This is a genomic window from Micromonospora sp. LOL_021 (assembly GCF_048060215.1).
Classification (GTDB): domain Bacteria; phylum Actinomycetota; class Actinomycetes; order Mycobacteriales; family Micromonosporaceae; genus Micromonospora_E.
The window spans coordinates 22,013-45,231 of the sequence record NZ_JBHMIN010000022.1; the positions used below are offsets into that span (position 1 = coordinate 22,013).

Here is a 23,219-nt window from a genome sequence, read left to right on the forward strand (position 1 = left end):
CCGGTACGCGTCGAGCCCCGGCCCCGTCGGCGTGGGGCCGGGGCTCGTCACGTCGTTGCTGACCTGCTGATCCTACGGCTCAGCGGAGCGTGGGTGCCTCAGCGACGAAGGAGCGCCAGGCGGTCGGGCCGAAGGCGAGCGTGGGACCGCCCTGGTCCTTGCTGTCGCGGACCAGGATGCGACCGGGAAGGTTGTCCGCCACCTCGACACAGTCGCTTCCGTTGCTGTTGCTGCGGCTGGACTTGCGCCACGCCGGCTCGGTCATAGTTCCTTCACCAACTTCAAGATCATGTCTCGCGACTGGTCGCGCGGCAACGCAACACCACTCAGAGCCTGCCAGGCCTGTTCGAGGGTGGCAACCCGCTTCGGATCGGTCACCAGGCGGCCCTCCAACTGGTCGTCGACATAGCCGACGGTGCCGCCGGTCTCGGCCATGCTGGCGAGCATGAACGGCCCGTTCTGCCCGGGATGCAAGCCGGCGGAAACCGGGGCCACCTGCACCAGCACCCGCGACCGGGTGCTCATCTCGGCGATGTGCTCCAATTGCTCCCGCATGATCACGGGGTCTCCCCGGCGAAGTCCGTCCTCGTCAATGATGAACTGACACACCGGCGGCTCCTCCCGCTCGAACACGGCGGCCTGTCGCGTCATCCTGAGAGCGAGGTACTCGTCGGCCTTAGCGGGAGTTAGCAGGCCGCTGTGCAGGATGGCCCGGGCGTACGCTTCCGTCTGGAGCAGTCCAGGGATGATCTGGCACTCGTACCGCCGAATCGCGGAGGCCTCCTGCTCCAACTCCGGTAGCGCCCGGAACCACTCTGGCGGGATGCTCTTGCGGGCGTTCTCGGAGAGTTCCTTGATCAGCGGGGCGCTGCTGAATACCTGATCGATGTGGTCTGCCGTGTCGGGCATCGGTATCTGTCGACCGGTTTCGAACTTGGCGATCAACGACGTCGAGACGCTTAGTCGCTGCGCCAACTGCTCCTGTGTCATGCCGCCATTGAGTGAACGAAGAAACCTGAGCACCTGCGGAATGCCGTTGCTGCTCACTGCTGCTTGTCCTTCCGGCCCGTATCGGGGCAGCTTCCTACCAGGAATCGACTGCCTTGCGTGCCGGTATCTTCTCCCGTCGTGCCCACATAGTCCAGGGTGGAGACGAAACTTGTATTGATCATCTTCGTCCAATTCCGTTCCGGATTGGAGATGCTCGTCGAGCTTGATGCCAGAGGTGAATCATGATGCACCTGTGGCATCAAGATCGCGGAGACACCTTGGGTCCGGGGAGCTGGCACGGGCACTTCACCAGCAGGTCAGCCGCACATCTGGCTGACCCGCCGGCGGCACGACCGGCTGACGGGCCGGCGAAAAGTTGTTGGTCCTCGGCCGGCCGCCGCCTCTCACCCGTGTCCGGCGACGTCGCCGGACGTCCCGTGCCCCGGGCGGGCCGGGACCCGGTTGGGCGTCGACTCACCCGGCACGGAGAGGGAGAGGCTGGAGGACCAGATGATCTACACGACCAAGTTCGGGGTGCTGGCGCGGCGGTCGACCTGGCGGTGGGGCACCGTCACCTTCGCCGCCGCCGCCGTCCTGGGCGTGCTGCTCGCGGTGGTGTTGGCGGCCTGCGGCCCGTCCGGGGCCGGGCGAGTCGGCGCAGCGTCAGACGGTGGCCAGGCGTCCGGGGCAGCAGGGCTCGGTGGCGCGCCGACCGGGGGCGGCGACAGCGGGACGGCTGGTAGCGGCGAGCCGCAGACCGGCGGCACCGGCGACGATCCTGACCACCCCGACGGTGGGAGTTCCGGTGACGGCGGTGACGACGGTGAACCGGTGCCAACCGTGCAGCCGGCCGCCGAGGACTGCGTAACGTACGACCCGGCGAACCTGACGATCGAGCAGAGCGGCGACGCGTGGCGGATGCGCGACGGCGGTCACGCCATCAAGCTCTTCGCCACCAAGACCGACGCCGAGGACGGCGTCAAAGTGGCCCGCAACTGGACCCGGCTCTGCTTCATCGGCCGGGACAACGACCGCGCCGACCGGCACCGTTACATCATCACCTACTTCCAGAGCCCGTCCGGGCTGCCGTTCGGCCCCGCTCCGCACTTCGACTGCATCACGTACGACCCGGCGGAGCTGGCGGTGCACGGACCCGACGGCGACGGCTGGGGGCTGCGGGCCGCGGCCACCCCGCTGCTCTTCCTGGCCAGTGCGGCCGACGCCGAACGGGCCCGGCTGGTCGCGGCCGGCAACACCCGGCTCTGCCTCATCGGCCACGGCAACGGGCAGCCCGACCCGTCGCGCTATCAACTGGAGTATTGGCGACAGTGACGATCCGGCCTGGATCGCGCCGCCTAGCATTGCCCGGGTGGACGATCGCGCCATCGTGGCCGCGCTGGTCGCCGGTGACCCGCGCGGCCTCGACCGTGCCTACCGCACGTACGCCGACCGGCTGTACACGTACTGCCGGTTCGTGCTGCGCGACGCGGACGGCGCGGCCGACGCCGTCCACGACACGTTCGTCCTGGCCAATCAGCGGGCGGCGCAGCTGCGCGACCCGGAGCGGCTGCGCCCGTGGCTGTACGCCATCGCCCGCAACGAGTGCCTGCGGGTCATCCGTGGCCGGCGACGGCAGCTGCCGCTGGACGACGTGGGCGAACTGCCCGCCACGCCGGTAGACCCGGTCACCGGGCTCGGTGCCGAACAGCTGCAGGAGCTGGTCCGGTCGGCCGCTGCCGGGCTGAACCCCGGTGACCGGCAGGTGATCGAGCTCGCCATCCGGCACGACCTGTCCGCCGCCGACGTCGGTGCCGTACTGGGGGTCTCCGACAGCCACGCGCACGCCCGGCTGTCCCGGGCCCGGGCCCAACTCGAACGGGCCATCGGCGCGCTGCTGGTGGCCCGAACCGGTGCCGACGACTGCCCGACGCTCGGTGAGCTGCTGCAGGGCTGGGACGGCACCCTCACCGTGTTGCTGCGCAAACGGGTCAGCCGGCACCTCGAATCCTGCCCGACCTGCGCCGAGCGTCGCCGCCGGCAGGTCAGCCCGGCCGCGTTGTTCTCCGCGTACGCGACCCTGCCGATGCTCGTCGTACCGGCGGAACTCTGGCCCCGGCTGCAGCTGACCAGCGCTGACGCCGGGGAGGCGGCGGCCCGGGCGCGGATCGAGCAGCGGGCCGGCCGGTTCGACCCGGCCACCGGGTTCCCCCGCCGGGGCAGGCCGCGTCGAAATCGGCTGCTGGCCGGCCTGGCGGCGGTCGCTGTGCTGGCCCTGCTGATCGGCGGTGCCGTGGTGGTGCCCCGGCTGGGAGCGGTCGACGACACCGCCCGGCCGGTGCCGGCCGGGTCGCCGGGCCTGGCCGCGCTACCGCCCGCGCCGTCGGCCAGCAGCGCACCGCCGACCACCCCGGGCGAACCGGCACCGCCGACGCCGACGCTGCCGACCGCGTCGGCGGGCGGCGCTCCCGAGCCGACCGGCCCCGCCGAACCGGCGCCGTCGCTGACGGTCCAGGCCGCGGCGCGGGTCTCCTGCACCGGATCCAGCCGCTACCAGCTGACCGTGGTCGCCACCGTCACCGGCGGCACCCTTGAGTCGGCGGTGCTCACCTGGACCGGCGGCGCGGCCGGTCCGACGCAGCCGCCGACCACGGCTCCCACGCAAGGGCCGGGAACCGACCCGGATCCGACGTCCGGACCCGGTGCCGGCGGCCCGGGTGGCATCGCCGCGCAGGGCGGGGTGCCGGCGCGGGGCGGCGAGGTGGCGATGACCGTCTCCGGGGACACCGCGACCGGGCAGGTCTGGCGGATGGCCGTCGCATCGGTCGCCTGGCAGGTCATCGTCGTGGCAGCTGACGGGCGGCGGGCCGGTGCCGGCCCGTACCCGGCAGCCAACCCGTGCCCGGTGCCGCGCTGACCAGTGGGGAGGCGCCGCGCTGGACCGGCGAGAGGCATCGCCTTGACCAGGGAAGACCGGCGTCGATGTGCCCGGCGGGCAAGGGTCTGTGATCGACGTCCTGCCCGGTCGACGTCACCTCGGCCGAGACGGCAGGATGTCCGGCATGCAACGTGACACCGACGGCGGCGACCGCTTCGACGACCAGGGTCGGATCTACCACCGGGCCGGCACTCAGGCGGACGTCCCGGCGGTCCTCGCGCTGCTCGACGACGCGGTCCGCTGGCTGGCCGAACACGGCCGTACCGGTCAGTGGGGGACCGAACCGCAGTCGACCGACCCGCGTCGGATCGCGATGGTCACCGGGTGGGCGAAGGAGAGCGGCCTGGTGCTGGCCTGCGTGCCGACCGGCGACGGTGGTGAGCGGGTCGTCGGGGCGCTCGCCGTCGGCACGGCCCGGTCCTACGCGCCGCCGGTCAACGAACCCGAACTGTACGTGAACCTGCTGGTCACCGACCGGTCGTGGGCCGGTCGAGGGGTCGGCCAGGCGCTACTGGACCGGGCTCGGACGCTCGCCGTCGAACGCGGCGCGACCCTGTTGCGGGTCGACTGCTACGCCGGCGGCGACCGGGCGTTGGTCCGCTACTACGAGCGGGCCGGGTTCACCGCCGCGGAGCCGTTCACCATCGACCAGCCGGACGGCCCGTGGCCAGGCCAGATCCTCAGCCAGCGGATCCGCTGACCCTGACATCAGCTGGTGGGGTCGCCGGACCGGGCGGTGCGGTGACGTGGGCTAGGTTCGATCCATGGCATGGTTTATCGATGGAAACGGCAGATTCCGCACCGGCGTCTGATGCCCCCCAGCCGTGGCTGGCCCGCCCGGTGGCGGTGCTCGGCGGTGTGGTCGCCGGGCAACTGTTGCTGGCCCGTAGCGATCAGGCCGCGGTGATCCTGACCAGTCTGCTGGCGTACCCGACAGGTTTCGAGTTCGGCATCAGCGCGATCCTGCGGGCCCCGGAACCGGCCACCGCCGCCGGTCCGGCGCGGGAGCCGGCCGCCGCTGCGTCGGGGGCGGCCCGGCCGCGTACCCCGGTCGACGGGGTCGGCGGCCTGCAGGTGATGGTCCGGTTCGCTGACGGGACGGCGTTGAGCAGCCTGCACCGGAGCACGGTGCCGGCCGACCGTGAACCCGCCGGCCCGCTGCTGTCGCCCGTGGCGGCCAGCACCGACCAGCAGCGGCACGACGCCCGCTTCTGGGTGTGGCCGCTGCCGCCGGACGGTCCGGTGACGGTGGGGTGCGCCTGGCCGGCGCGGGACATCCCGCACAGCCGGGTGGAGGTGTCCGGTGAGTTGATCCGGCAGGCGGCGGCCGGTGCCGTCGAGCTGTGGCCGGCAGCGGCGCCGACCAATCGAGTGGCGCCGACCAATCGAGTGGCGCCGACCGATCGACCGGGCGGCGTCGACCGACCGGCTCACTGACCGGTGGCCTCAGCTGAAGGTGGCCCGGGCCAGCTCACCGGGCTGCGGGCCGACCTCGGCGACCACCTGCCCGTCCGAGGCCCAGATCCGGGACCGGCCGGCCGTTTCGGTGTACCCGCCGCCGGTGCCGCCGGCGAAGCTGGCGATCGCCACCCGGACCCGGTGCGCGGCGGTGATCCGGGCGGCCCGTTGCTGCTGGACGACCGATTCGTGGGGCGCGTCGACCGCACCAGCCAGGTAGGCGTCGATGCCGAGCGCGGCGGTCGCGGCGGCGTGCTCGGGCACCCCGGTGTCCTTGCAGACGGCCAGGCCGAGCCGCCAGCCGGCGACCTCGACCACCGTCGGGGTCGGCCCCGGCGTGAAGTGCGCCGGCTCCGCGCCGCCGAGGAACATCTTCCGGTACGCCACCCGCGCACCGCCGCCGTCGACCGCGAGTACGCCGATGTGCCGGTGTCCCTTGTCGCCGGTGACCGGCGCGCCGACCAGCGCGAGGCTGCCGGTTTCGCGGCAGGCGTCGACGATCGGGGCGAGCCGGGCATCGTCGGGGTCGACCGGTGCCGCGTCGAGTTCGTAGCCGGTCAGCGACATCTCCGGGAACAGCACCACCTGGCCGGCGGCTGGCTGTGCGTCACCGTCCCGCATCGCGCCGGCGGTCCGGACCGCGTCGGCGTGGGCGAGCGCGTTGGCCGCCACGTCATGCCCGACGGTCGGCGGCTGGGCCACGGTGAGGGTGAGGGGACCGCGCATGCCTGATGCTAGCTCCGAGGCCGGCCTGACACGGGCCGTCGCTGCCAGGGCCGGGTCAGTCCGGCAGCAGTGGGGCGGCGGGGCCGAGGTCGCGGCCGAGCAGCACCGCCCGGTTGACCGCGCTGGACCCGAACCGGTCGCGGACCGCGTCGAGCGCGGCGTCCAGGCTCTCCTGCCGACCGCCGGGTTGGGGTGCTTCTGCCTGCGGTGCGGCGTCGGCCGGTCCGAGGGGCAACGCCAGCTGGGTGGCCTGCCCGTCGTCGAGGTTGCCGACCGAGACGCCGACCAGGGTCAGCCCGCGTTCGCGGATCATCGGTCCGGCGGCGGTCAGCAGGTCGCGGGCGGTGTCCAGGAGGGTCGACGTCTGGGCGGTGGCCCGGGGCAGGGTGTGGGCGCGGGTGGCGCGGGTGAAGTCGCCGAACCGCAGCCGCAGGGTGACCGTCCGGCCGGTGCGCCCGGCGGCCCGCATCCGGCGGCCGACCCGGTCGACCAGCCCGGCGAGGAGTGCGTCCACGTCGGCCGGGTCCCGGCTGGCCCGGCCCAACGCCTGCTGGGAGCCGATCGAGCCGCGTCGGCCGCCGGTCTGGACCCGGCGCGGGTCCTGGTTGTGGGCGAGGGCGTGCAGGTGCCGGCCGGCGGCGGCGCCGACGATGCTGACCAGCGCGGCCTCACCGAGGCCGGCCACCCGGCCGACCGTGGTGATGCCGCGTTCGCGCAGTTTGCCGGCGGTGACCGGGCCGACGCCCCAGAGCCGTTCGACCGGCAGCGGGTGCAGGAACGCCACCTCCTCGTCGGGCGGCACCACCAGCAGCCCGTCCGGTTTGGCGACGCCGCTGGCCACCTTGGCCAGGAACTTGGTCCGGGCCACCCCGACGGTGATCGGCAGTCCGACCCGGTCGCGGACCGCGACCCGCAGCCGGGCGGCGATGTCGGCCGGCGCTCCGACGAGCCGGCGCAGCCCGCCGACGTCGAGGAACGCCTCGTCGATGGAGAGCGGCTCGACCAGCGGTGTGGTCTGCCGGAACACGTCGAACACCGCCCGGCTGGCCGCCGTGTAGGCCGCCATCCGGGGCGGCACCACCACCGCCTCCGGGCAGATCAGCCGGGCCCGTCGGGCGGGCATCGCGGTCCGTACGCCGCGTGCCTTGGCCTGGTAGCTGGCGGCCAGCACCACCCCGGTGCCGACGATCACCGGCCGGCCGCGCAGCCGGGGGTCGTCGCGCTGCTCGACCGAGGCGTAGAACGCGTCCAGGTCGGCGTGCAGGATGCTGGCCTCACCCGCCACCGGGTCATCATCGCACAGATGTTCGACCAACGGGTGTGAGCTGCGGAGACGCCCCCGAATCGGCGGCGGGTCACCGCGGGTGGCGGCGGATCAGTCCGGGACGAGGCGGTACGCGCCGTCGCTGGCCGAGGTGGCCATCGAGGCGTACGCCCGCAGCGCCGCCGACACCGGCCGCTGCCGGTCGACCGGGGTGTACGGGCGGTCCCGCTTCTCCTGGGCGATCCGGCGGGCCTGCAGCACCTCGTCGGGCACGTTCAGCTCCAGCCGGCGGGCCGGGATGTCGATGACGATCTCGTCGCCCGGCTCGACCAGGGCGATCAGCCCACCGGAGGCGGCCTCGGGGGAGGCGTGCCCGATGGACAGCCCCGAGGTGCCGCCGGAGAACCGGCCGTCGGTGATCAGCGCGCAGGCCCGGCCGAGGCCGCGGCCCTTCAGGAACGAGGTCGGGTAGAGCATCTCCTGCATGCCCGGCCCGCCCTTGGGGCCCTCGTAGCGGACCACCACCACGTCACCGGCGACCACCTCGCCGGCCAGGATCGCCGAGACGGTGTCCTCCTGCGACTCGTACACCTTGGCCGGGCCGCGGAAGGTCAGACAGTCGTCGGGCACCCCGGCGGTCTTGACCACCGCGCCCTGCGGGGCCAGGTTGCCGTGCAGGATCGCCAGTCCGCCGTCGGCGGAGTACGCGTGCGCCACGTCACGGATGCAGCCCTGCGCCGCGTCGGTGTCCAGGCTGGACCAGCGGTTGGTGGTGGAGAACGGTTCGGTGGTGCGCACCCCGCCGGGCGCGGCGTGAAACAGCTCGACCGCCTCGTCGGTGGCGCTGCCGCCGCGGATGTCCCAGTCGGCCAGCCACCGGGTCAGCGACGGTGAGTGCACGGCGTGCACGTCGCGACGCAGCGCGCCGGCCCGGTCCAGTTCGCCGAGGATCGCCGGGATGCCGCCGGCCCGGTGCACGTCCTCCATGTGGTACTTCGGCGTGTTCGGGGCGACCTTGGCCAGGCAGGGCACCCGGCGGGAGATGTCGTCGATGTCGGCGACGCCGAAGTCCAGCTCGGCCTCACGGGCGGCGGCCAGCAGGTGCAGCACCGTGTTGGTGGAACCGCCCATCGCCACGTCCAGGGCCACCGCGTTCTCGAACGCGGCCCGGCTGGCGACGGCGCGGGGCAGCACCGAGGCGTCGTCGCCGTCGTACCACCGCTTGGCGATCTCCACGACGGTCCGGCCGGCCTCGACGAACAGCGACTTGCGGGCGGCGTGGGTGGCCAGCACCGAGCCGTTGCCCGGCAGCGCCAGCCCGACTGCCTCGGTGAGACAGTTCATCGAGTTGGCGGTGAACATGCCCGAGCAGGAGCCGCAGGTCGGGCAGGCGGACCGCTCGATGGTGTCGAGCTGGGCGTCGGTGACGGCGTCGTTCGACGCGGCGATCATCGCGTCGATCAGGTCGAGCTTGGCGTGCACGACGCCCTCGACGGCGACGGTCTTGCCGGCCTCCATCGGGCCGCCGGAGACGAACACGGTCGGGATGTTCAGCCGCAGCGCGGCGAGCAGCATCCCCGGGGTGATCTTGTCGCAGTTCGAGATGCAGACCAGCGCGTCGGCGCAGTGCGCGTTGACCATGTACTCGACGGCGTCGGCGATCAGCTCCCGGCTGGGCAGCGAGTAGAGCATGCCGCCGTGGCCCATGGCGATGCCGTCGTCGACGGCGATGGTGTTGAACTCGCGCCCGACCCCGCCGGCGTCGGCCACCGCGTCGGCGACCAGCCCGCCGAGGTCCTTCAGATGTACGTGGCCGGGCACGAACTGGGTGAAGCTGTTGGCGATGGCGACGATCGGCTTGCCGAAGTCGTCGTCGGTCATCCCGGTGGCCCGCCACAGGGCCCGGGCGCCGGCCATCGTCCGACCGTGGGTGGAGGTCCTCGACCGCAGCTCAGGCATTCGACAAGTGTTACACCACGGTTGCCGGGCAGACGATGTCAGCCGTGTCGCGTTTCACGTGTCGGGATGTTTGCTGCCGGCAAACCCGCACCCCGGCACCACGACCCGGCGCCGATCCGGCAGAGTTGTGCCGTGCACCTCCCCTCGGGCATGCAGGCGCTCGCGCTGGCGAGTGGGCTCGCGGCTGCGCTGGGCGCGGGATGGTTGTTCGTCGTGGCCCGCCGTCGGGACGGGGCGTCCGGCCGGGCCCACCGGCTGCTCGCGGTCGGCGCCGGGCTGACCACCGTCAGCGTGCTCGCCGGGCTGGTCGGCGCCGTGACGATGACCGCCGAGTGGGATCGGCAACAGCCCCAGCGGAGCCTGCTCGCCACGGTCGTCGCGGTCGGCTGCGCGCTCGGCGGGCTGCTGCTGATCTGGGGCCTGCTGCGGCTGCCGGACATCGCCGGGCGGTCCGCGCCGACCGCCCGCCACCTGCTCGACTGCCTGGCGGTCGGTGCGGCGCTGTGGTTCACCGGCTGGGTGCTGGTCGCCCCACCGACCCGGCTGCTGGGTGCCGCCACCCCGGCCGTCTGCCCGGCGATCCTGCTGGCCACCGCCACGGTCGCCGCGATCACCGGGGTGGCGGTGATGACCGCGCTGCACAGCGGCCGGCATCCGACCGGCCCGCTGCTCGGCGGTGCCGGCGCCGTGCTGATCGGGCTCAGCGGCATCGGCACGGCGGCGGGCATCTGCCAGTACGGTGTGGGGCTCGTCCTGGCCGCTGCCGTCGGGTTGCCGGTCGGCCTGACCCTGATCTGGCTCGGTGGGGGACGGCCGGGGTGTGGCGGTAGCGCGCCGGCTGGCCTGGTGCCGCGCGGGGCCGGTTACGCGTTCCTGCCGATGGTGGTGATGGCCGCCGCCGGGTTCTACCACGTGGCGAGCGGCGGCGAGTTCACCACTGTCGCGGTGGCGGTCGGCAGCCTGGAGGGCTTCATCCTGGTCGGCCGGCAGTATCTGGCCCTGCTCGACGTGCGTCGGTACGCCGCCCGGCTGGCGTCCAGTGAGGCCCATTTTCGCAACCTCGCGCACACCGACCCGTTGACCGGGCTGGCCAACCGGCGGGCGCTGCTGCGTGAGCTGTACGACTGTGTCGCCGATCAACGTCAAGGCGGGCTGCTCACCTTGGACCTGGACGGGTTCAAGACGGTCAACGACATGCGGGGTCACGACGTCGGCGATGCGGTGCTGATCGAGGTGGGCCGGCGGCTGGTCGCCGAGCTGGCCGGGGCAGGGCTGGCCGCCCGGCTGGGCGGCGACGAGTTCGCCGTACTGCTGTCGTTGTCCGACCCGGACGAGGCGCACCGTGTCGCGGTTCGGATCCTGCGCGCCCTCGACGAGCCGTACCCGCATGACAAGGGGCCGATCTACGTGTCGGCGAGCATCGGGATGGCCTGCTGTTCGACCGCGCAGGACGTACCGACGTTGCTGCGCAACGCGGACCTGGCGCTGCGCTCGGCGAAGCAGCGGGGCAAGAACCGGGTGGAGCGCTACGACGTCTCCTACGACCAGGCCCAGCGTCGCCGGGTCCGGCTGGAGCACGAGATGCGCGGCGCGATCGACCGCGGCGAGCTGCGGCTGGCCTTCCAGCCGGTGGTGGCGGTGCCGTCGGTACGGCCGGTCGGTGCCGAGGCGTTGATCCGTTGGCACCATCCGGAGCTGGGCAAGGTGCCGCCGGACGAGTTCATCCCGCTGGCCGAGGAGTGCGGAATGATCAGCCGGCTGGGTGCCTGGGTGCTCGACGAGGCGTGCCGGCAGCTGTCCCGTTGGCTGGCCGAGGGGCACGACGTCTGGGTGTCGGTCAACGTGTCGCCGCACGAGCTGCACGCCCCGGAGTACGTGCTGCAGGTCGACGAGGCGTTGCGACGGCACCGGGTGCCGTCGCAACGCCTGGTGCTGGAGGTCACCGAGCATGCGGTCGCCCGGGACCTCGCGGAGCTGATCCGCCGGCTGAAGGCGCTGCGCGCCACCGGGGTACGGATCGCCCTGGACGATTTCGGTGCCGGCTATTCGTCGCTCGGCCAGCTGCGGAACCTGCCGATCGACATTCTCAAGATCGACCACAGCCTGGTGGCCGAGCAGGGGCCGGTAGCGCCGCCGCTGCCGGGGCGGCGGGCGTTCGCGCCGATGGTCGACGTGGTGATGCGGCTCGGGCACCAGTTGGGTCTGGAGGTCATCGCCGAGGGGGTGACCAACCAGGCCGAACTGGCGGTCGTGGTGGAGGCGGGTTGCCGGTTCGGGCAGGGCGCGCTGTTCGGGTGGGGGGTGCCGGCCGAGCATCTGGAGGCGATGCTGTCGGCGGCGACGTCGTCCGGTAACCGGCGTGGAATCGGCGGCCGCCGCCGTTCCGGCGAAGATCAGCAGGCCAGCGCCGGTGCGGCGCCGTTATCCGCCCAGGATGTGAGATCAGTTGACTCATCGCGTGAGATGCGTCAGGCTTAGCCCCATGTCGCTGACTCTGTCGTCTCGAGTACTTACCTGAGCGCACTCTCCGATCGAGAGTGCGCTGGCCCCGTGCATCTGCACGAGGGCCGTTTTTATTGCCAAATCCCTGCCGGTTCCGGCCGATCGGTCCCATCTGCCGGATACGCCGCCGAGACCCATGTCACGAGACCACTGAGCTGAAGGCCTGAATCGTCATGACGAGACCCACGCCCGAGACCCTCGCCCACCGCGCGCACTCGGCCGCGGCGGCCGCGCCGACCCCGGCCACCCTCGCCAACGCCGTGACCCCGCCGCCGGCCCCGCCGGTGCCGGTCTCCGGCGCGGGTTGCCTGGTCCGGTCCCTGGAGGCACTCGGCGTCGACGTGGTGTTCGGCATCCCCGGTGGGGCGATCCTGCCGGCCTACGACCCGCTGTACGACTCGACGGTGCGGCACATCCTGGTCCGCCACGAGCAGGGCGCCGGGCACGCCGCGACCGGTTACGCCCAGGCGACCGGTCGGGTCGGGGTGTGCATGGCGACCTCCGGTCCGGGCGCCACCAACCTGGTCACGCCGATCGCCGACGCGTACATGGACTCGGTGCCGATCGTGGCCATCACCGGCCAGGTGGCCCGCCCGTCGATCGGCACCGACGCCTTCCAGGAAGCCGACATCCAGGGCATCACCCTGCCGATCACCAAGCACAACTATCTGGTGCAGTCGGGCGAGGAGATCCCCCGGGTGCTGGCCGAGGCGTTCCACCTGGCGGCCACCGGCCGGCCCGGACCGGTGCTGGTCGACATCCCCAAGGACGTGCTGCAGGCGCAGACCACCTTCGCCTGGCCGCCCACGCTGGACCTGCCCGGCTACCGGCCCACCCTGCACCCGCACGGCAAGCAGATCCGCGAGGCGGCCCGGCTGATGGCCGGCGCCCGCCGTCCGGTGCTCTACGTCGGCGGCGGCGTGCTCAAGGCGCAGGCCACCGAAGGGCTGCGCCGGCTCGCCGAACTGACCGGCATCCCGGTGGTCACCACGCTGATGGCCCGGGGCGCCTTCCCCGACTCGCACCCGCAGCATCTGGGTATGCCCGGTATGCACGGCACCGTCGCGGCGGTGTACGCGCTGCAGAAGGCGGATCTGATCGTGGCGCTCGGCGCCCGGTTCGACGACCGGGTGACCGGCAAGCTGGATTCCTTCGCTCCCGGCGCGGCGGTGGTCCACGCCGACATCGACCCGGCCGAGATCGGCAAGAACCGGACCGCCGACGTGCCGATCGTCGGCGACGCCCGGCACGTCATCGACGAGCTGATCGAGGCGTACCCGGCGGCGGAGCGGGGCACTCCCGCCGGCCGGCCGGCGGGAGTGCCCCGCTCCGCCGGCCCGGCCGGCGACCGCAGCGACTGGTGGGCGCAGCTGGACGACCTGCGGGCGCGCTACCCGCTGGGCTACGACGAGCCGGATGACGGCACGCTGTCCCCGCAGTACGTGATCGAGCGGCTCGGCAAGCTGGCCGGACCGGACGCCATCTACGTCGCCGGCGTCGGTCAGCACCAGATGTGGGCCTCCCAGTTCATCTCCTACGAGAAGCCGAACACCTGGCTCAACTCCGGTGGGCTGGGCACGATGGGGTACGCGGTCCCGGCCGCGATGGGCGCCAAGGTCGGCCAGCCGGAGACGGTGGTCTGGGCGGTCGACGGCGACGGCTGCTTCCAGATGACCAACCAGGAGCTGGCCACCTGTGCCCTGGAGGGCATCCCGGTCAAGGTGGCGCTGATCAACAACGGCAACCTGGGCATGGTCCGGCAGTGGCAGACGCTGTTCTACGGCGAGCGCTACTCCAACACCGACCTGGGCACCCACAAGCACCGCATCCCGGATTTCGTCAAGCTCGCCGAGGCGCTCGGCTGCGTCGGGCTGCGCTGCGAGAACGCCGCCGACGTGGACAAGACCATCGCCGCCGCGATGGAGATCAACGACGTCCCGGTCGTGATCGACTTCGTGGTCGGCAAGGACGCCATGGTCTGGCCGATGGTCGCCGCCGGCACCAGCAACGATGAGATCATGTTCGCCCGGGACGTCCGGCCCACCTTCGACGAGGACGACCTGTGACGACGACTTGTCACGACCCGGCCCATCCGATGACGACGAGGAAGAAATGATCAAGCACACGCTCTCCGTGCTGGTGGAGAACAAGCCCGGGGTGCTGGCCCGGGTGTCCGGACTGTTCTCCCGGCGCGGGTTCAACATCGACTCACTGGCGGTCGGCGAGACCGAGAATCCGGAGGTCTCCCGGATCACCATCGTCGTCGACGCCGACTCGTCGCCGCTGGAGCAGGTGACCAAGCAGCTGAACAAGCTGGTCAACGTACTGAAGATCGTGGAACTCGATCCGGCGGTGTCGGTCGCCCGCCAGTTGCTGCTGGTCAAGGTCCGCGCGGACCGGGCGATGCGGTCGCAGGTGCTGGAGACGGTGAACCTGTTCCGCGCCCGGGTGGTGGACGTCGCACCGGACACCCTCACCGTCGAGGCCACCGGCACGTCCGACAAGCTGGACGCGTTGCTGCGCGATCTCGAGCCGTTCGGCATCAAGGAGATGGTGCAGTCCGGTCTGGTCGCGATCGGGCGCGGCTCCCGGTCGATCACCACCGGGCCGGCGCTGCGCGCCGCCTGACCGCCGGCCGGCAGCATCGGCTGCCGGCCCTGATGACCTGCGGCAGGCAGCTGCCGCCCGAGGAGAAGCCGGCCACCGTGGCCGGGCACACGAGAGGGAAGTCATGACCGCTGAGGTGTTCTACGACGACGACGCCGACCTGGCCGTCATCCAGGGGCGGAAGGTCGCCGTGCTGGGGTACGGCAGCCAGGGCCACGCCCACGCGTTGTCGCTGCGCGACTCGGGTGTCGACGTCGTGATCGGCCTGCCGGAGGGCTCCAAGAGCCGGGCCAAGGCGCAGGAGCAAGGGCTGCGGGTCCTCGGTCCGGCCGAGGCGTCGGCCTGGGCCGACGTGATCATGGTGCTGGCCCCGGACACCGCGCAGCGGTCGCTCTACGCCGAGGCGATCGCACCGAACCTGACCGCGGGCAAGGCGCTCTTCTTCGGCCACGGGCTGAACATCCGGTACGGGTTCATCACCCCGCCGGCCGACGTGGACGTGGCGATGGTGGCGCCGAAGGGCCCCGGGCACCTGGTCCGTCGGCAGTACGTCGACGGTAAGGGCGTGCCCTGCCTGGTCGCGGTCGAGCAGGACGCCAGCGGTGCTGCCCTCGGCCTCGCCCTGGCGTACGCCAAGGCGATCGGCGGCACCCGGGCCGGCGTGATCAAGACCACTTTCAAGGAGGAGACCGAGACCGACCTGTTCGGTGAGCAGGCGGTGCTCTGCGGCGGCGCGTCGGCGCTGGTGCAGACCGGGTTCGAGGTGCTGACCGAGGCCGGCTACGCGCCGGAGATCGCCTACTTCGAGTGCCTGCACGAGCTCAAGCTGATCGTGGACCTGATGTACGAGGGCGGCATCGCCCGGATGCGCTACAGCGTGTCGGACACCGCCGAGTACGGCGACTACTCCCGTGGCCCACGGGTGGTCGACGCCCGGGTCAAGGAGGAGATGCGCAAGATCCTCGCCGAGGTGCAGTCCGGGGAGTTCGCCCGGGAGTGGATCGCCGAGGACGACGCGGGCCGGCCAAACTTCGCCAAGTGGCGGGCCGAGGGCGCGGCGCACCCGATCGAGGAGACCGGGCGCAAGCTGCGCGGCATGATGAGCTGGGTCGACCGGCCGATCACCGAGACCGCCTGACGCCGACAGAGCCCATCACCGACAGTGATCGGTGATGGGCTCTGTGCCGATCTCGGGGCGAGTTTCGTTACCGGAAGATTGCGGCTTGGGGTCGGTTTCGGGTAGTTGGTTTCCGACGCCGATAATTGACCTACGGTTACAGGTAGTTAATGGCCGCCTCGGGTAATGTGCCCCGCATGCGTCTGGAGCAATCGCACCGCACGGAGCGCTTCGGGGCCGTTCGCATCCATGAGCTTCAGCGTGTCATCGAGCTGGACTCGGGGGATGTCGCCGGTGACCGCGGCCGTGGGCTGGTCTCCCAGGAGGACATCCGGGCCGTCGAGCGGGACATGGTGGTGGTCATACCCTGCATGAATGAAACACGCAGGGTGATCGAAGGAGTGCTCTCCGGCATTCCGCACGACTGCCTGATCGTGCTCGTCTCGAACAGCGGCCGGCAGCCGGTGGACCGTTATGAAATCGAGGCCCATACCGTCGAGCAGTTCTGCCGGTCGGCGGACCGGCCGGCGATCACCGTGCACCAACGGGATCCAGGGCTGGCCGCGGCGCTGAAAGCCGCTGGCATGCCGGAGTTGATCGACGAGAGCGGGCTGATCCGCACCGGCAAGGGCGAGGCCATGCTGATCGGCATGGCGGTCGCCGCGCTCACCGGGCGCCGGTACGTCGGCTACGTGGACGCCGACAACTACGTCCCCGGCGCGGTCCACGAATACTGCAAGGTGTACGCCGCCGGCCTGCACCTGGCCGACAGCCCGTACTCGATGGTCCGGATCTCCTGGCACTCCAAGCCCAAGCTGCGCGACGGCCGACTGTTCTTCAGCCGCCGGGGCCGCAGCTCGGAGATCACCAACGGGTTCCTGAACCGGCTGATCGCCGAGTACTCCGGCTTCGGCACCGAGGTGATCGCCACCGGCAACGCCGGCGAACACGCGCTCAGTCTCGACCTCGGCCTGCGACTGCGGCTGGCCGGCGGTTTCGCGGTCGAGCCGTACGAGTACGTCGACCTGTTCGAACGCTTCGGCGGCATCCTGGACACCGACAGCCCCGAGGTGATGGCGCATTCGGTGCCGGTGCTGCAGGTGGAGACCCGCAACCCGCACTTCCACGACAACAAGGGCGAGGAGCACGTCCAGGGCATGCGGATGCAGGCGCTCAACGTGCTGTACCACTCCCCGGTGTGCCTGCCGGCGGTCCGCGAGGCGATCCTCGAGTTCATGGTCGACCAGGGGGCGTTGTCGCCGGGCGCCGAGCCGCCCCGCGAACGGGTCTATCCGCCGGTCGGTTCGCTCGCCTTCGACCTGCTCTACGACACCCTGGAGGCGGAGGCCGGCACGTTCCGGCAGATCGGTGACGGCGGCATCGTCCGCGGCCGGATCCCCCGTCAACCGGTCAGTCCGGCGGCGGCCGGCTGACGGTCCGGCACCGGCCGGCTGACGGTCCGGCGGCGGCCGGCTGACGGTCCGGCGGCGCGGGCGGAGTACGACGTCGGTTGGCCGGGGGCGGGTGTTAGGTCTGATTTGTGAGGGCCCTCACCCCCGGCCCCGAGCCGCGCCGTCCACGGCTGCGCCTACGATCGCGGGTAGGCCGCCTCCGTGCCGGCGCGACACCCGGGCGGGGGAGCGTAGGGCGCAGAGCGGCGCCCCACCGCCGCAGATACCCGTCCCGGACGACTTTGAGGACCAATGAATCCTGTCGTACTGATCGCTGAAGAGCTCGCGCCCGCCGCAATCGACGTACTCGCTCATGACTTTGACGTCCGCCACGTCGACGGCACGGACCGTCCCGCCCTGCTCGCCGCGCTCGCCGACGCCCACGCGGTGATCGTGCGCAGCGCCACCCAGATCGACGCCGAGGCGTTGGCCGCCGCACCCCAGTTGAAGGTGGTCGCCCGCGCCGGCGTCGGACTGGACAACGTCGAGGTACCGGCCGCTACCGCCCGTGGCGTCATGGTGGTGAACGCACCCACCTCCAACATCGTCTCCGCAGCCGAGCAGGCGATCGCCCTGCTGCTCGCGGTGGCCCGCAACACCGCCAGCGCCAGCGCCGCGCTCAAGGCCGGCGAGTGGAAGCGGTCGAAGTACACCGGCGTGGAGCTGCAGGGCAAGACCGTCGGCGTGGTCGGGCTCGGCCGCATCGGCGTGCTGTTCGCGCAGCGGATCGCCGCGTTCGGCACCCGGCTGATCGCGTACGACCCGTACATCCAGCCGGCCCGCGCGGCGCAGCTCGGGGTTCGCCTGGTCGGGCTGGAAGAGCTGCTACGGGAGAGCGACTTCATCTCGATCCACCTGCCGAAGACCCCGGAGACGCTCGGCCTGATCGGCGAGAAGGAGCTGACGATCGTCAAGCCCGGGGTCCGGATCGTCAACGCCGCCCGGGGTGGGCTCGTCGACGAGCAGGCGCTGGCCGACGCGCTGGCCGAGGGCCGGGTCGGTGGTGCCGGCGTCGACGTGTACGCGAAGGAGCCGTGCACCTCCTCGCCGCTGTTCGCCTTCGACAACGTGGTGGCGACCCCGCACCTGGGGGCCTCGACCGCCGAGGCGCAGGACAAGGCGGGCCTGGCCGTGGCCCGCAGCGTCAAGCTCGCGCTACAGGGCGAATTCGTCCCCGACGCGGTGAACGTGCAGGCCGGTGGGGTGGTCGCCGAGGACGTCCGGCCGCTGCTGCCGCTGGCCGAGAAGCTGGGCAAGGTGTTCACCGCAGTGGCCGGGGTGGTCGCGGCCAGCGTCACCGTCGAGGTACGCGGCGAGGTTGTCGGCAACGAGGTGTCGGTGCTCAAGCTGGCCGCCACCAAGGGGCTGTTCAGCTCGGTGGTGGAGGAGCAGGTCACCTACGTCAACGCGCCGCACCTGGCCACCGACCGGGGCGTCGAGGTGGAGCTGATCACCCACCCGGACACCGCCGACCAGCCCAACCTGGTCACCGTCCGGGGCGTGCTGCCCGACGGCGGTACGGCCAGCGTCTCCGGCACCGTGGTGCAGTCCGCCGGCCGGGACGTGGTCCGGCTGACCGAGGTCGACGGCTTCGACCTCGAACTGTCCGCCGAGGGCATCCTGCTCTTCTTCCGGTACGCCGACCGGCCGGGCGTGGTCGGGACCATCGGCTCGATCCTCGGTGAGTCCAGTGTCAACATCGCCGCCATGCAGGTGGCCCGGCGGTCCGCCGGTGGTGAGGCGCTGATGACCCTCACCGTCGACTCCGCCGTCGGCGCGGAGTCGCTGCACAATGCCGCCAGCTCGATCGGGGCGACTGCGGCCAGCGCGGTGGATCTGCGCGAGGAGTGACCTGCCGGACGTGCCGTCCGGCTCCGGCGGTTCGGGGACCCGGGTCCCCGAACCGCCGCCCGCTCAGCGGGTCGACGCGCTGGCCGGCGGCGGGTAGACCGAGCCGTCCTGCGGATCGAGCAGCAGCAGGTCGTGTTCCTGCGCCAGCCGTTCGATGGTGAGCAGCACCTCGTCGGCGCAGGTCTGACGCAGGTTCATCTCGACGTGGTCGGTTGCGGTATGTAATGGGACCTTTGCCCAGGGGCAGTCTTCTGTGGTGGAAGCGGCACCCTGATCCGGGTAGCTGGCGGTCAGCGCGGCGTGGAAGGACGTGATCCGGCGGTCGGTCTCACCGTCGGCGTGCTCACCCTGCCGGCACAGTTCATGTGCGGCGTGTACGTCCGCCGAGGTGGACTGATCGTCCAACGCCCATACGACTAGATCGAATGTCACGCCGCACAGCGTGCCATCCATCAGGGGGATCATTCCACCCAGTGCCGTGGCCGACAAGCAATGTCAGAGGAATTGGAACCTTGCGCCCGGTTGTGCGGAATCGATAGCGTGGCGGTGCGGTTGCTCAGGAGTTGCTCGGGCGCCGGTCGCGTCTTCGGGTGACGTTCCGGCCGGGCCGTGGGTCTCCCGGGTGGCTGCACCCCCGGTGCGCGAGCTGAGCGCACGTGTCGCCGGCCCGCCCCCGTGGTCATTTGCCGAGATCACGGGGGCGGGCCGCGCCAGGGGTCGAGCGTCTAGCCGACCAGGTCCAGCACGTGGTAGCCGTCCACTGTGGGAACCAGTCGCGGCCGGCTGGGCCGGCGGCGAACAGTGCGGTCGCGTAGCCGTCGGCCACCGCGAGATCCGCGCCGATCACCATGGCGGCGCTGTCTCGCTCCACCAGGGACCCGGTGTGCGGGTCAACGACCTTTCGGCGGCCGACGGTCAGTCCACTGGTCCCGATCGCGCCGTCCACCATGGTCACGGTGGTCGGCGGGCTGCCCGGCGTGGCGCCGGCAGGGCCGTCGCCGGTGCCTGCGGACAGCGGCTGCTGCAGGGCGATCCGCCACGGTCCACCGTGTGGCGCGCGTCCGCGTACCACCAGATCGCCGCCGCTGACCACGGCGTAGTCGGTGATCCCGGCGGCGCGCAACCGGCCAGCGGCCCGCTCGATGGCCCAGCCCTTGATCATGCCGGCCGGGTCGAACCCACCGGGCACCGCCCACGGGTCGAACCAGCCCTCGGTGGCCACCCGCATCGCCTCGCAGCGGTGCACGATGTCGGCCAGCGGCGGGTAGACCTCGGCCGCGACCTCACCCCGGCGCAGTAGCGAGACCAGGCTGTTCGGCCGCAGCGGGCTGTACGTTACGTCGATCGCCCGCAGCTCCGCGACCGCGTCGCCGATCGCCTCGCTCAGCCCGCGCCGGCCGATCCGTTCGCTGCCCACCAGGACGAGCTGGTACTCGGTGGTGGAGGTGGCGACGGTGTGCCGGGCGACCAGTTGGCCGGCCGGGCGGGTGTCGTCGGCCGGCGTGGCGGTACCGGGCGGTCCGGTCGGAGTGCCGGCTCTCGGCGTTGGACCGATCCGCAGATCGGGGGGTTCCGGCTGGGCGGCGCGGTACGCCAGCATTGTCGATTCTCCTTCGCCGGTGCCCGGATCCGGTCTTCACCTACAGTAGCCGTCCGAGGTAAGTATGGTGTTAAGCCCGGCTGTGTGCTCCCTGGGCGGCGCGGGGCGCCGCGACCAGCGGGCCGGGATCGGTATTCCAGCGGGTGAGTCCGTATCCTGGGACCGACGTACCGATTTCCGGGACGATCGCTTAACGTGCGCTAGGCGGTCGACGGAGCAGACGAGGGAGTTGACGTGGCGATGGCGCGGATCGCGGTCGTGGCCGGCGACGGCATCGGATCCGAGGTGACCGCGCAGGCCCGGAAGGTCATCGACGCGGTACTGCCCGGCGTCGAGGCGACCGAGTACGACCTCGGCGCCGCCCGCTACCACCGCACCGGCGAGGTGCTGCCCGACTCGGTGCTGGACGAACTCGCCGGTCACGACGCCATCCTGCTCGGCGCGGTCGGCGACCCCAGCGTCCCGCCCGGGGTGCTGGAGCGCGGCCTGCTGCTCAAGCTGCGGTTCGCCTTCGACCAGTACGTCAACCTGCGTCCGTCCCGGCTCTGGCCCGGCACGGCGAGCCCGCTCGGCGGCGTCAAGCCGGGCGAGATCGACTTCGTCGTGGTCCGCGAGGGCACCGAGGGCCTCTACACCGGGGCCGGCGGCACGATGCACCGCGACACCCCCGCCGAGGTCGCCACCGAGGAGAGCCTCAACACCCGGCACGGGGTGGAGCGGGTGATCCGGGACGCCTTCACCCGCGCTGCCCGCCGGGAGCGGCGCAAGGTCACCCTGGTGCACAAAACCAACGTGCTGACCCACGCCGGGTCGCTGTGGTCGCGGACCTTCGCCGCCGTCAAGGCCGACTTCCCGGACATCGACACCGAGTACCAGCACGTCGACGCCGCGGCCATGTTCATGGTCACCCAGCCTCAGCGGTACGACGTGGTGGTCACCGACAACCTGTTCGGTGACATCCTGACCGATATCGCCGCTGCGGTGACCGGCGGGATCGGGCTGGCGGCCAGCGGCTGCATCAACCCGGAACGCCGCTACCCGTCGATGTTCGAGCCGGTGCACGGCTCCGCGCCGGACATCGCCGGCAAGGGCGTCGCCGACCCGGTGGCCGCCGTGCTGTCCGCGTCGCTACTGCTCGACCACCTCGGTCACCCCGAGTCGGCCGAGCGAGTAGCCAGGGCGGTCGCGGCCGAGTTGGCCTCCCGTGCTCCGGGAGCCACGCTGCGTACCGCCGAGATCGGCGATCGGCTGGCCGCCCACGCCGTGGGCTGAGCCCAACCGGCCGACCCGCGTACCGCTCCGGTCGACCCCTGCCGGCGCCGCACCGCGCGCCGGCCGCGCGGACCGGCGTCCGCCCGTGCCACGCGCGTCGGCGGCCCAGGTCCACGCCCCGTCACCCGCCAAGCCGTAGTCCGGTACGGCACCGTCGACTACGCAAAGCTGCGCAGGTCGAGTCGTCTGCCCGGCGCCGGTTGGCGTACCGACCGTACCTTCGCCGTGGGCACCCCTGCCGACGGCCAATCGCCAGGCGGCGGACTACCGGCCGCCGCGCCGGTTCCCGCTGAACGAACGTTCGGGGTAAGTTGCATGACACACAGCTTCGTCGTTTTCTCGCCATGGAGGTCAGCCCGATGATCGGCGGTGACAAACTCGAATTCGAGATCCGTCCGAATCCACACCCGGTAGCCGACGCGGAACGCGCCGCGCTGCTGGCCAATCCCGGGTTCGGTCAGATCTTCACCGACCACATGGTCACCGTCCGGTACGCCGAGGGCAAGGGCTGGTACGACGCCCGGGTGGAGCCACGGGCGCCGATCCCGATGGATCCGGCGACCGCGGTGCTGCACTACGCCCAGGAGATCTTCGAAGGACTGAAGGCCTACCACACGGCGGACGGGGGAGTGACCCTGTTCCGGCCGGACGCCAACGCGGCGCGGTTCATCGCCTCCGGTGCCCGGATGGCCATGCCGGCCCTGCCGGAGCAGGTCTTCCTCGACTCGTTGCGGCACCTGATCACGATTGATCGACAGTGGATCCCAGCCGGTGACGACGGCAGCCTCTACCTGCGACCCTTCATGTTCGCCAGTGAGGTCTTCCTCGGTGTCCGGCCGGCCCGCGAATACCTCTACGCAGTGATCGCCTCACCGGTCGGCTCCTACTTCTCCGGTGGGGTCAAACCGGTGACGGTCTGGGCGTCGTCGGTCTACACCCGGGCCGCTCCGGGTGGCACCGGGGCCGCGAAGTGCGGGGGGAACTACGCCGCCTCACTGGTGGCCCAGGCGGAGGCGATCGAGCACGGCTGCGACCAGGTGGTCTTCCTCGACGCGGTGCAGCGGCAGTACGTCGACGAACTCGGCGGCATGAACGTCTTCTTCGTCTACGACGACGGTTCGCTGGTCACCCCACCACTGACCGGCGCGATCCTGCCGGGCATCACCCGCGAGTCGGTGATCACCCTGGCCCGCCGGGCCGGTCACCAGGTCGTGGAACAGCCGGTCAGCCTGGCCCAGTGGCAGGCTGACGCGGCCAGCGGCCGACTGCGCGAGGCGTTCGCCTGCGGCACCGCCGCGGTGATCACCCCGATCGGCCGGGTCCGGTCGGCCGACGGCGAGTTCACCGTGGCCGACGGTGGGCCGGGGGAGGTCACCACGGCGCTGCGGCAGAGCCTGGTGGACCTGCAGCGGGGCCGGGGCACCGACCCGGACGGCTGGGTGCACCGGGTGTTCTGAGCAGTGCCGTGACGCGGTGAGCGGGCCGCC

19 protein-coding genes are annotated in these 23,219 nt (G+C 71.8%); 12 read left to right on the plus strand and 7 right to left on the minus strand.

Going from position 1 to position 23,219, the window contains the following annotated elements:
- Window positions 1–79: 79 nt before the first annotated feature.
- Together ACFHWT_RS16195 and ACFHWT_RS16200 are read right to left on the minus strand one after the other, a co-directional pair.
- Window positions 80–265: a DUF397 domain-containing protein gene (locus tag ACFHWT_RS16195; RefSeq protein WP_278167694.1), complete on the minus strand. Its 186-nt coding sequence runs from the start codon at window positions 263–265 to the stop codon at window positions 80–82.
- Window positions 262–1,182 carry a helix-turn-helix domain-containing protein gene (locus ACFHWT_RS16200; protein WP_282234400.1) on the minus strand — a complete coding sequence of 307 codons (921 nt, stop codon included), beginning with the start codon at window positions 1,180–1,182 and terminating at the stop codon, window positions 262–264. Before ACFHWT_RS16200 ends, ACFHWT_RS16195 begins: the two co-directional genes overlap by 4 nt.
- 318 nt (window positions 1,183–1,500) lie before the next feature.
- Here ACFHWT_RS16200 and ACFHWT_RS16205 point away from each other — a divergent pair, with 318 nt between their 5' ends.
- The 4 genes from ACFHWT_RS16205 (at window position 1,501) to ACFHWT_RS16220 (ending at window position 5,362) form a co-directional block, all read left to right on the plus strand.
- On the plus strand, window positions 1,501–2,322 hold the full coding sequence (locus tag ACFHWT_RS16205) for a hypothetical protein (protein WP_416595469.1): 822 nt from the start codon (window positions 1,501–1,503) through the stop codon (window positions 2,320–2,322).
- Between the two features lie 37 nt (window positions 2,323–2,359).
- Window positions 2,360–3,904, plus strand: coding sequence for an RNA polymerase sigma factor (locus tag ACFHWT_RS16210; protein ID WP_416595471.1), 1,545 nt, complete (start codon window positions 2,360–2,362; stop codon window positions 3,902–3,904).
- Between the two features lie 145 nt (window positions 3,905–4,049).
- The gene (locus tag ACFHWT_RS16215) at window positions 4,050–4,625 is read left to right on the plus strand and encodes a GNAT family N-acetyltransferase (protein WP_416595473.1); all 576 of its coding nucleotides are present in this window, start codon (window positions 4,050–4,052) and stop codon (window positions 4,623–4,625) included.
- An 80-nt stretch (window positions 4,626–4,705) separates the two neighbouring features.
- Window positions 4,706–5,362 carry a hypothetical protein gene (locus ACFHWT_RS16220; RefSeq protein WP_416595475.1) on the plus strand — a complete coding sequence of 219 codons (657 nt, stop codon included), beginning with the start codon at window positions 4,706–4,708 and terminating at the stop codon, window positions 5,360–5,362.
- 9 nt (window positions 5,363–5,371) lie between these two features.
- Here the strand turns inward: ACFHWT_RS16220 and ACFHWT_RS16225 are convergent, their stop codons facing one another.
- The 3 genes from ACFHWT_RS16225 to ilvD form a co-directional block, all read right to left on the minus strand.
- The gene (locus ACFHWT_RS16225) at window positions 5,372–6,109 is read right to left on the minus strand and encodes a carbon-nitrogen hydrolase family protein (RefSeq protein WP_416595477.1); all 738 of its coding nucleotides are present in this window, start codon (window positions 6,107–6,109) and stop codon (window positions 5,372–5,374) included.
- 55 nt (window positions 6,110–6,164) lie between these two features.
- Window positions 6,165–7,394, minus strand: a complete 1,230-nt coding sequence (gene dinB / locus ACFHWT_RS16230; protein ID WP_416595479.1) for a DNA polymerase IV — start codon at window positions 7,392–7,394, stop codon at window positions 6,165–6,167.
- 90 nt (window positions 7,395–7,484) lie between these two features.
- The gene (ilvD, locus tag ACFHWT_RS16235; protein WP_416595480.1) at window positions 7,485–9,332 is read right to left on the minus strand and encodes a dihydroxy-acid dehydratase; all 1,848 of its coding nucleotides are present in this window, start codon (window positions 9,330–9,332) and stop codon (window positions 7,485–7,487) included.
- Window positions 9,333–9,482: 150 nt separating this feature from the next.
- Here ilvD and ACFHWT_RS16240 point away from each other — a divergent pair, with 150 nt between their 5' ends.
- The 6 genes from ACFHWT_RS16240 (at window position 9,483) to serA (ending at window position 18,860) form a co-directional block, all read left to right on the plus strand.
- Window positions 9,483–11,810, plus strand: coding sequence for a putative bifunctional diguanylate cyclase/phosphodiesterase (locus ACFHWT_RS16240; protein WP_416595549.1), 2,328 nt, complete (start codon window positions 9,483–9,485; stop codon window positions 11,808–11,810).
- 197 nt (window positions 11,811–12,007) lie between these two features.
- Window positions 12,008–13,900, plus strand: coding sequence for an acetolactate synthase large subunit (locus ACFHWT_RS16245; protein WP_416595482.1), 1,893 nt, complete (start codon window positions 12,008–12,010; stop codon window positions 13,898–13,900).
- A gap of 46 nt (window positions 13,901–13,946) precedes the next feature.
- Complete coding sequence (gene ilvN / locus ACFHWT_RS16250) at window positions 13,947–14,462, plus strand: acetolactate synthase small subunit (protein WP_416595484.1); 516 nt, start codon at window positions 13,947–13,949, stop codon at window positions 14,460–14,462.
- A 103-nt stretch (window positions 14,463–14,565) separates the two neighbouring features.
- Window positions 14,566–15,579, plus strand: a complete 1,014-nt coding sequence (ilvC, locus tag ACFHWT_RS16255) for a ketol-acid reductoisomerase (protein WP_416595486.1) — start codon at window positions 14,566–14,568, stop codon at window positions 15,577–15,579.
- Between the two features lie 176 nt (window positions 15,580–15,755).
- A complete protein-coding gene (gene mpgS / locus ACFHWT_RS16260; RefSeq protein WP_416595488.1) occupies window positions 15,756–16,991 on the plus strand; it encodes a mannosyl-3-phosphoglycerate synthase in 1,236 nt (411 codons plus the stop codon).
- A 270-nt stretch (window positions 16,992–17,261) separates the two neighbouring features.
- Window positions 17,262–18,860 (plus strand): phosphoglycerate dehydrogenase, encoded by a 1,599-nt coding sequence (gene serA / locus ACFHWT_RS16265; protein WP_416595490.1) that lies wholly within the window; start codon window positions 17,262–17,264, stop codon window positions 18,858–18,860.
- A 63-nt stretch (window positions 18,861–18,923) separates the two neighbouring features.
- On the opposite strand, the gene ACFHWT_RS16270 is transcribed toward serA, so the two are convergent.
- Both ACFHWT_RS16270 and ACFHWT_RS16275 read right to left on the minus strand, forming a co-directional pair.
- Window positions 18,924–19,292, minus strand: coding sequence for a hypothetical protein (locus ACFHWT_RS16270; RefSeq protein ID WP_233605690.1), 369 nt, complete (start codon window positions 19,290–19,292; stop codon window positions 18,924–18,926).
- A gap of 247 nt (window positions 19,293–19,539) precedes the next feature.
- A complete protein-coding gene (locus ACFHWT_RS16275) occupies window positions 19,540–20,460 on the minus strand; it encodes an FAD:protein FMN transferase (protein WP_416595492.1) in 921 nt (306 codons plus the stop codon).
- A gap of 240 nt (window positions 20,461–20,700) precedes the next feature.
- On the opposite strand from ACFHWT_RS16275, the gene ACFHWT_RS16280 reads away from it, so the two are divergent.
- Window positions 20,701–21,732 carry a 3-isopropylmalate dehydrogenase gene (locus ACFHWT_RS16280; RefSeq protein ID WP_416595550.1) on the plus strand — a complete coding sequence of 344 codons (1,032 nt, stop codon included), beginning with the start codon at window positions 20,701–20,703 and terminating at the stop codon, window positions 21,730–21,732.
- Between the two features lie 359 nt (window positions 21,733–22,091).
- Window positions 22,092–23,189, plus strand: coding sequence for a branched-chain amino acid aminotransferase (locus ACFHWT_RS16285; RefSeq protein WP_416595493.1), 1,098 nt, complete (start codon window positions 22,092–22,094; stop codon window positions 23,187–23,189).
- The last annotated feature ends 30 nt before the right edge of the window (window positions 23,190–23,219 follow it).

Excerpts from the sequence above, each read along its gene's own strand:
- ACFHWT_RS16195 (WP_278167694.1), bottom strand. The coding sequence starts at position 265 with ATGACCGAGCCGGCGTGGCGCAAGTCCAGCCGCAGCAACAGCAACGGA.
- ACFHWT_RS16205 (WP_416595469.1), top strand. The coding sequence starts at position 1,501 with ATGATCTACACGACCAAGTTCGGGGTGCTGGCGCGGCGGTCGACCTGG.
- ACFHWT_RS16215 (WP_416595473.1), top strand. The coding sequence starts at position 4,050 with ATGCAACGTGACACCGACGGCGGCGACCGCTTCGACGACCAGGGTCGG.
- ACFHWT_RS16220 (WP_416595475.1), top strand. The coding sequence starts at position 4,706 with ATGGAAACGGCAGATTCCGCACCGGCGTCTGATGCCCCCCAGCCGTGG.
- ACFHWT_RS16225 (WP_416595477.1), bottom strand. The coding sequence starts at position 6,109 with ATGCGCGGTCCCCTCACCCTCACCGTGGCCCAGCCGCCGACCGTCGGG.
- ilvD (WP_416595480.1), bottom strand. The coding sequence starts at position 9,332 with ATGCCTGAGCTGCGGTCGAGGACCTCCACCCACGGTCGGACGATGGCC.
- ACFHWT_RS16240 (WP_416595549.1), top strand. The coding sequence starts at position 9,483 with ATGCAGGCGCTCGCGCTGGCGAGTGGGCTCGCGGCTGCGCTGGGCGCG.
- ACFHWT_RS16245 (WP_416595482.1), top strand. The coding sequence starts at position 12,008 with ATGACGAGACCCACGCCCGAGACCCTCGCCCACCGCGCGCACTCGGCC.
- ilvN (WP_416595484.1), top strand. The coding sequence starts at position 13,947 with ATGATCAAGCACACGCTCTCCGTGCTGGTGGAGAACAAGCCCGGGGTG.
- ilvC (WP_416595486.1), top strand. The coding sequence starts at position 14,566 with ATGACCGCTGAGGTGTTCTACGACGACGACGCCGACCTGGCCGTCATC.
- mpgS (WP_416595488.1), top strand. The coding sequence starts at position 15,756 with ATGCGTCTGGAGCAATCGCACCGCACGGAGCGCTTCGGGGCCGTTCGC.
- serA (WP_416595490.1), top strand. The coding sequence starts at position 17,262 with ATGAATCCTGTCGTACTGATCGCTGAAGAGCTCGCGCCCGCCGCAATC.
- ACFHWT_RS16275 (WP_416595492.1), bottom strand. The coding sequence starts at position 20,460 with ATGCTGGCGTACCGCGCCGCCCAGCCGGAACCCCCCGATCTGCGGATC.
- ACFHWT_RS16280 (WP_416595550.1), top strand. The coding sequence starts at position 20,701 with ATGGCGCGGATCGCGGTCGTGGCCGGCGACGGCATCGGATCCGAGGTG.
- ACFHWT_RS16285 (WP_416595493.1), top strand. The coding sequence starts at position 22,092 with ATGATCGGCGGTGACAAACTCGAATTCGAGATCCGTCCGAATCCACAC.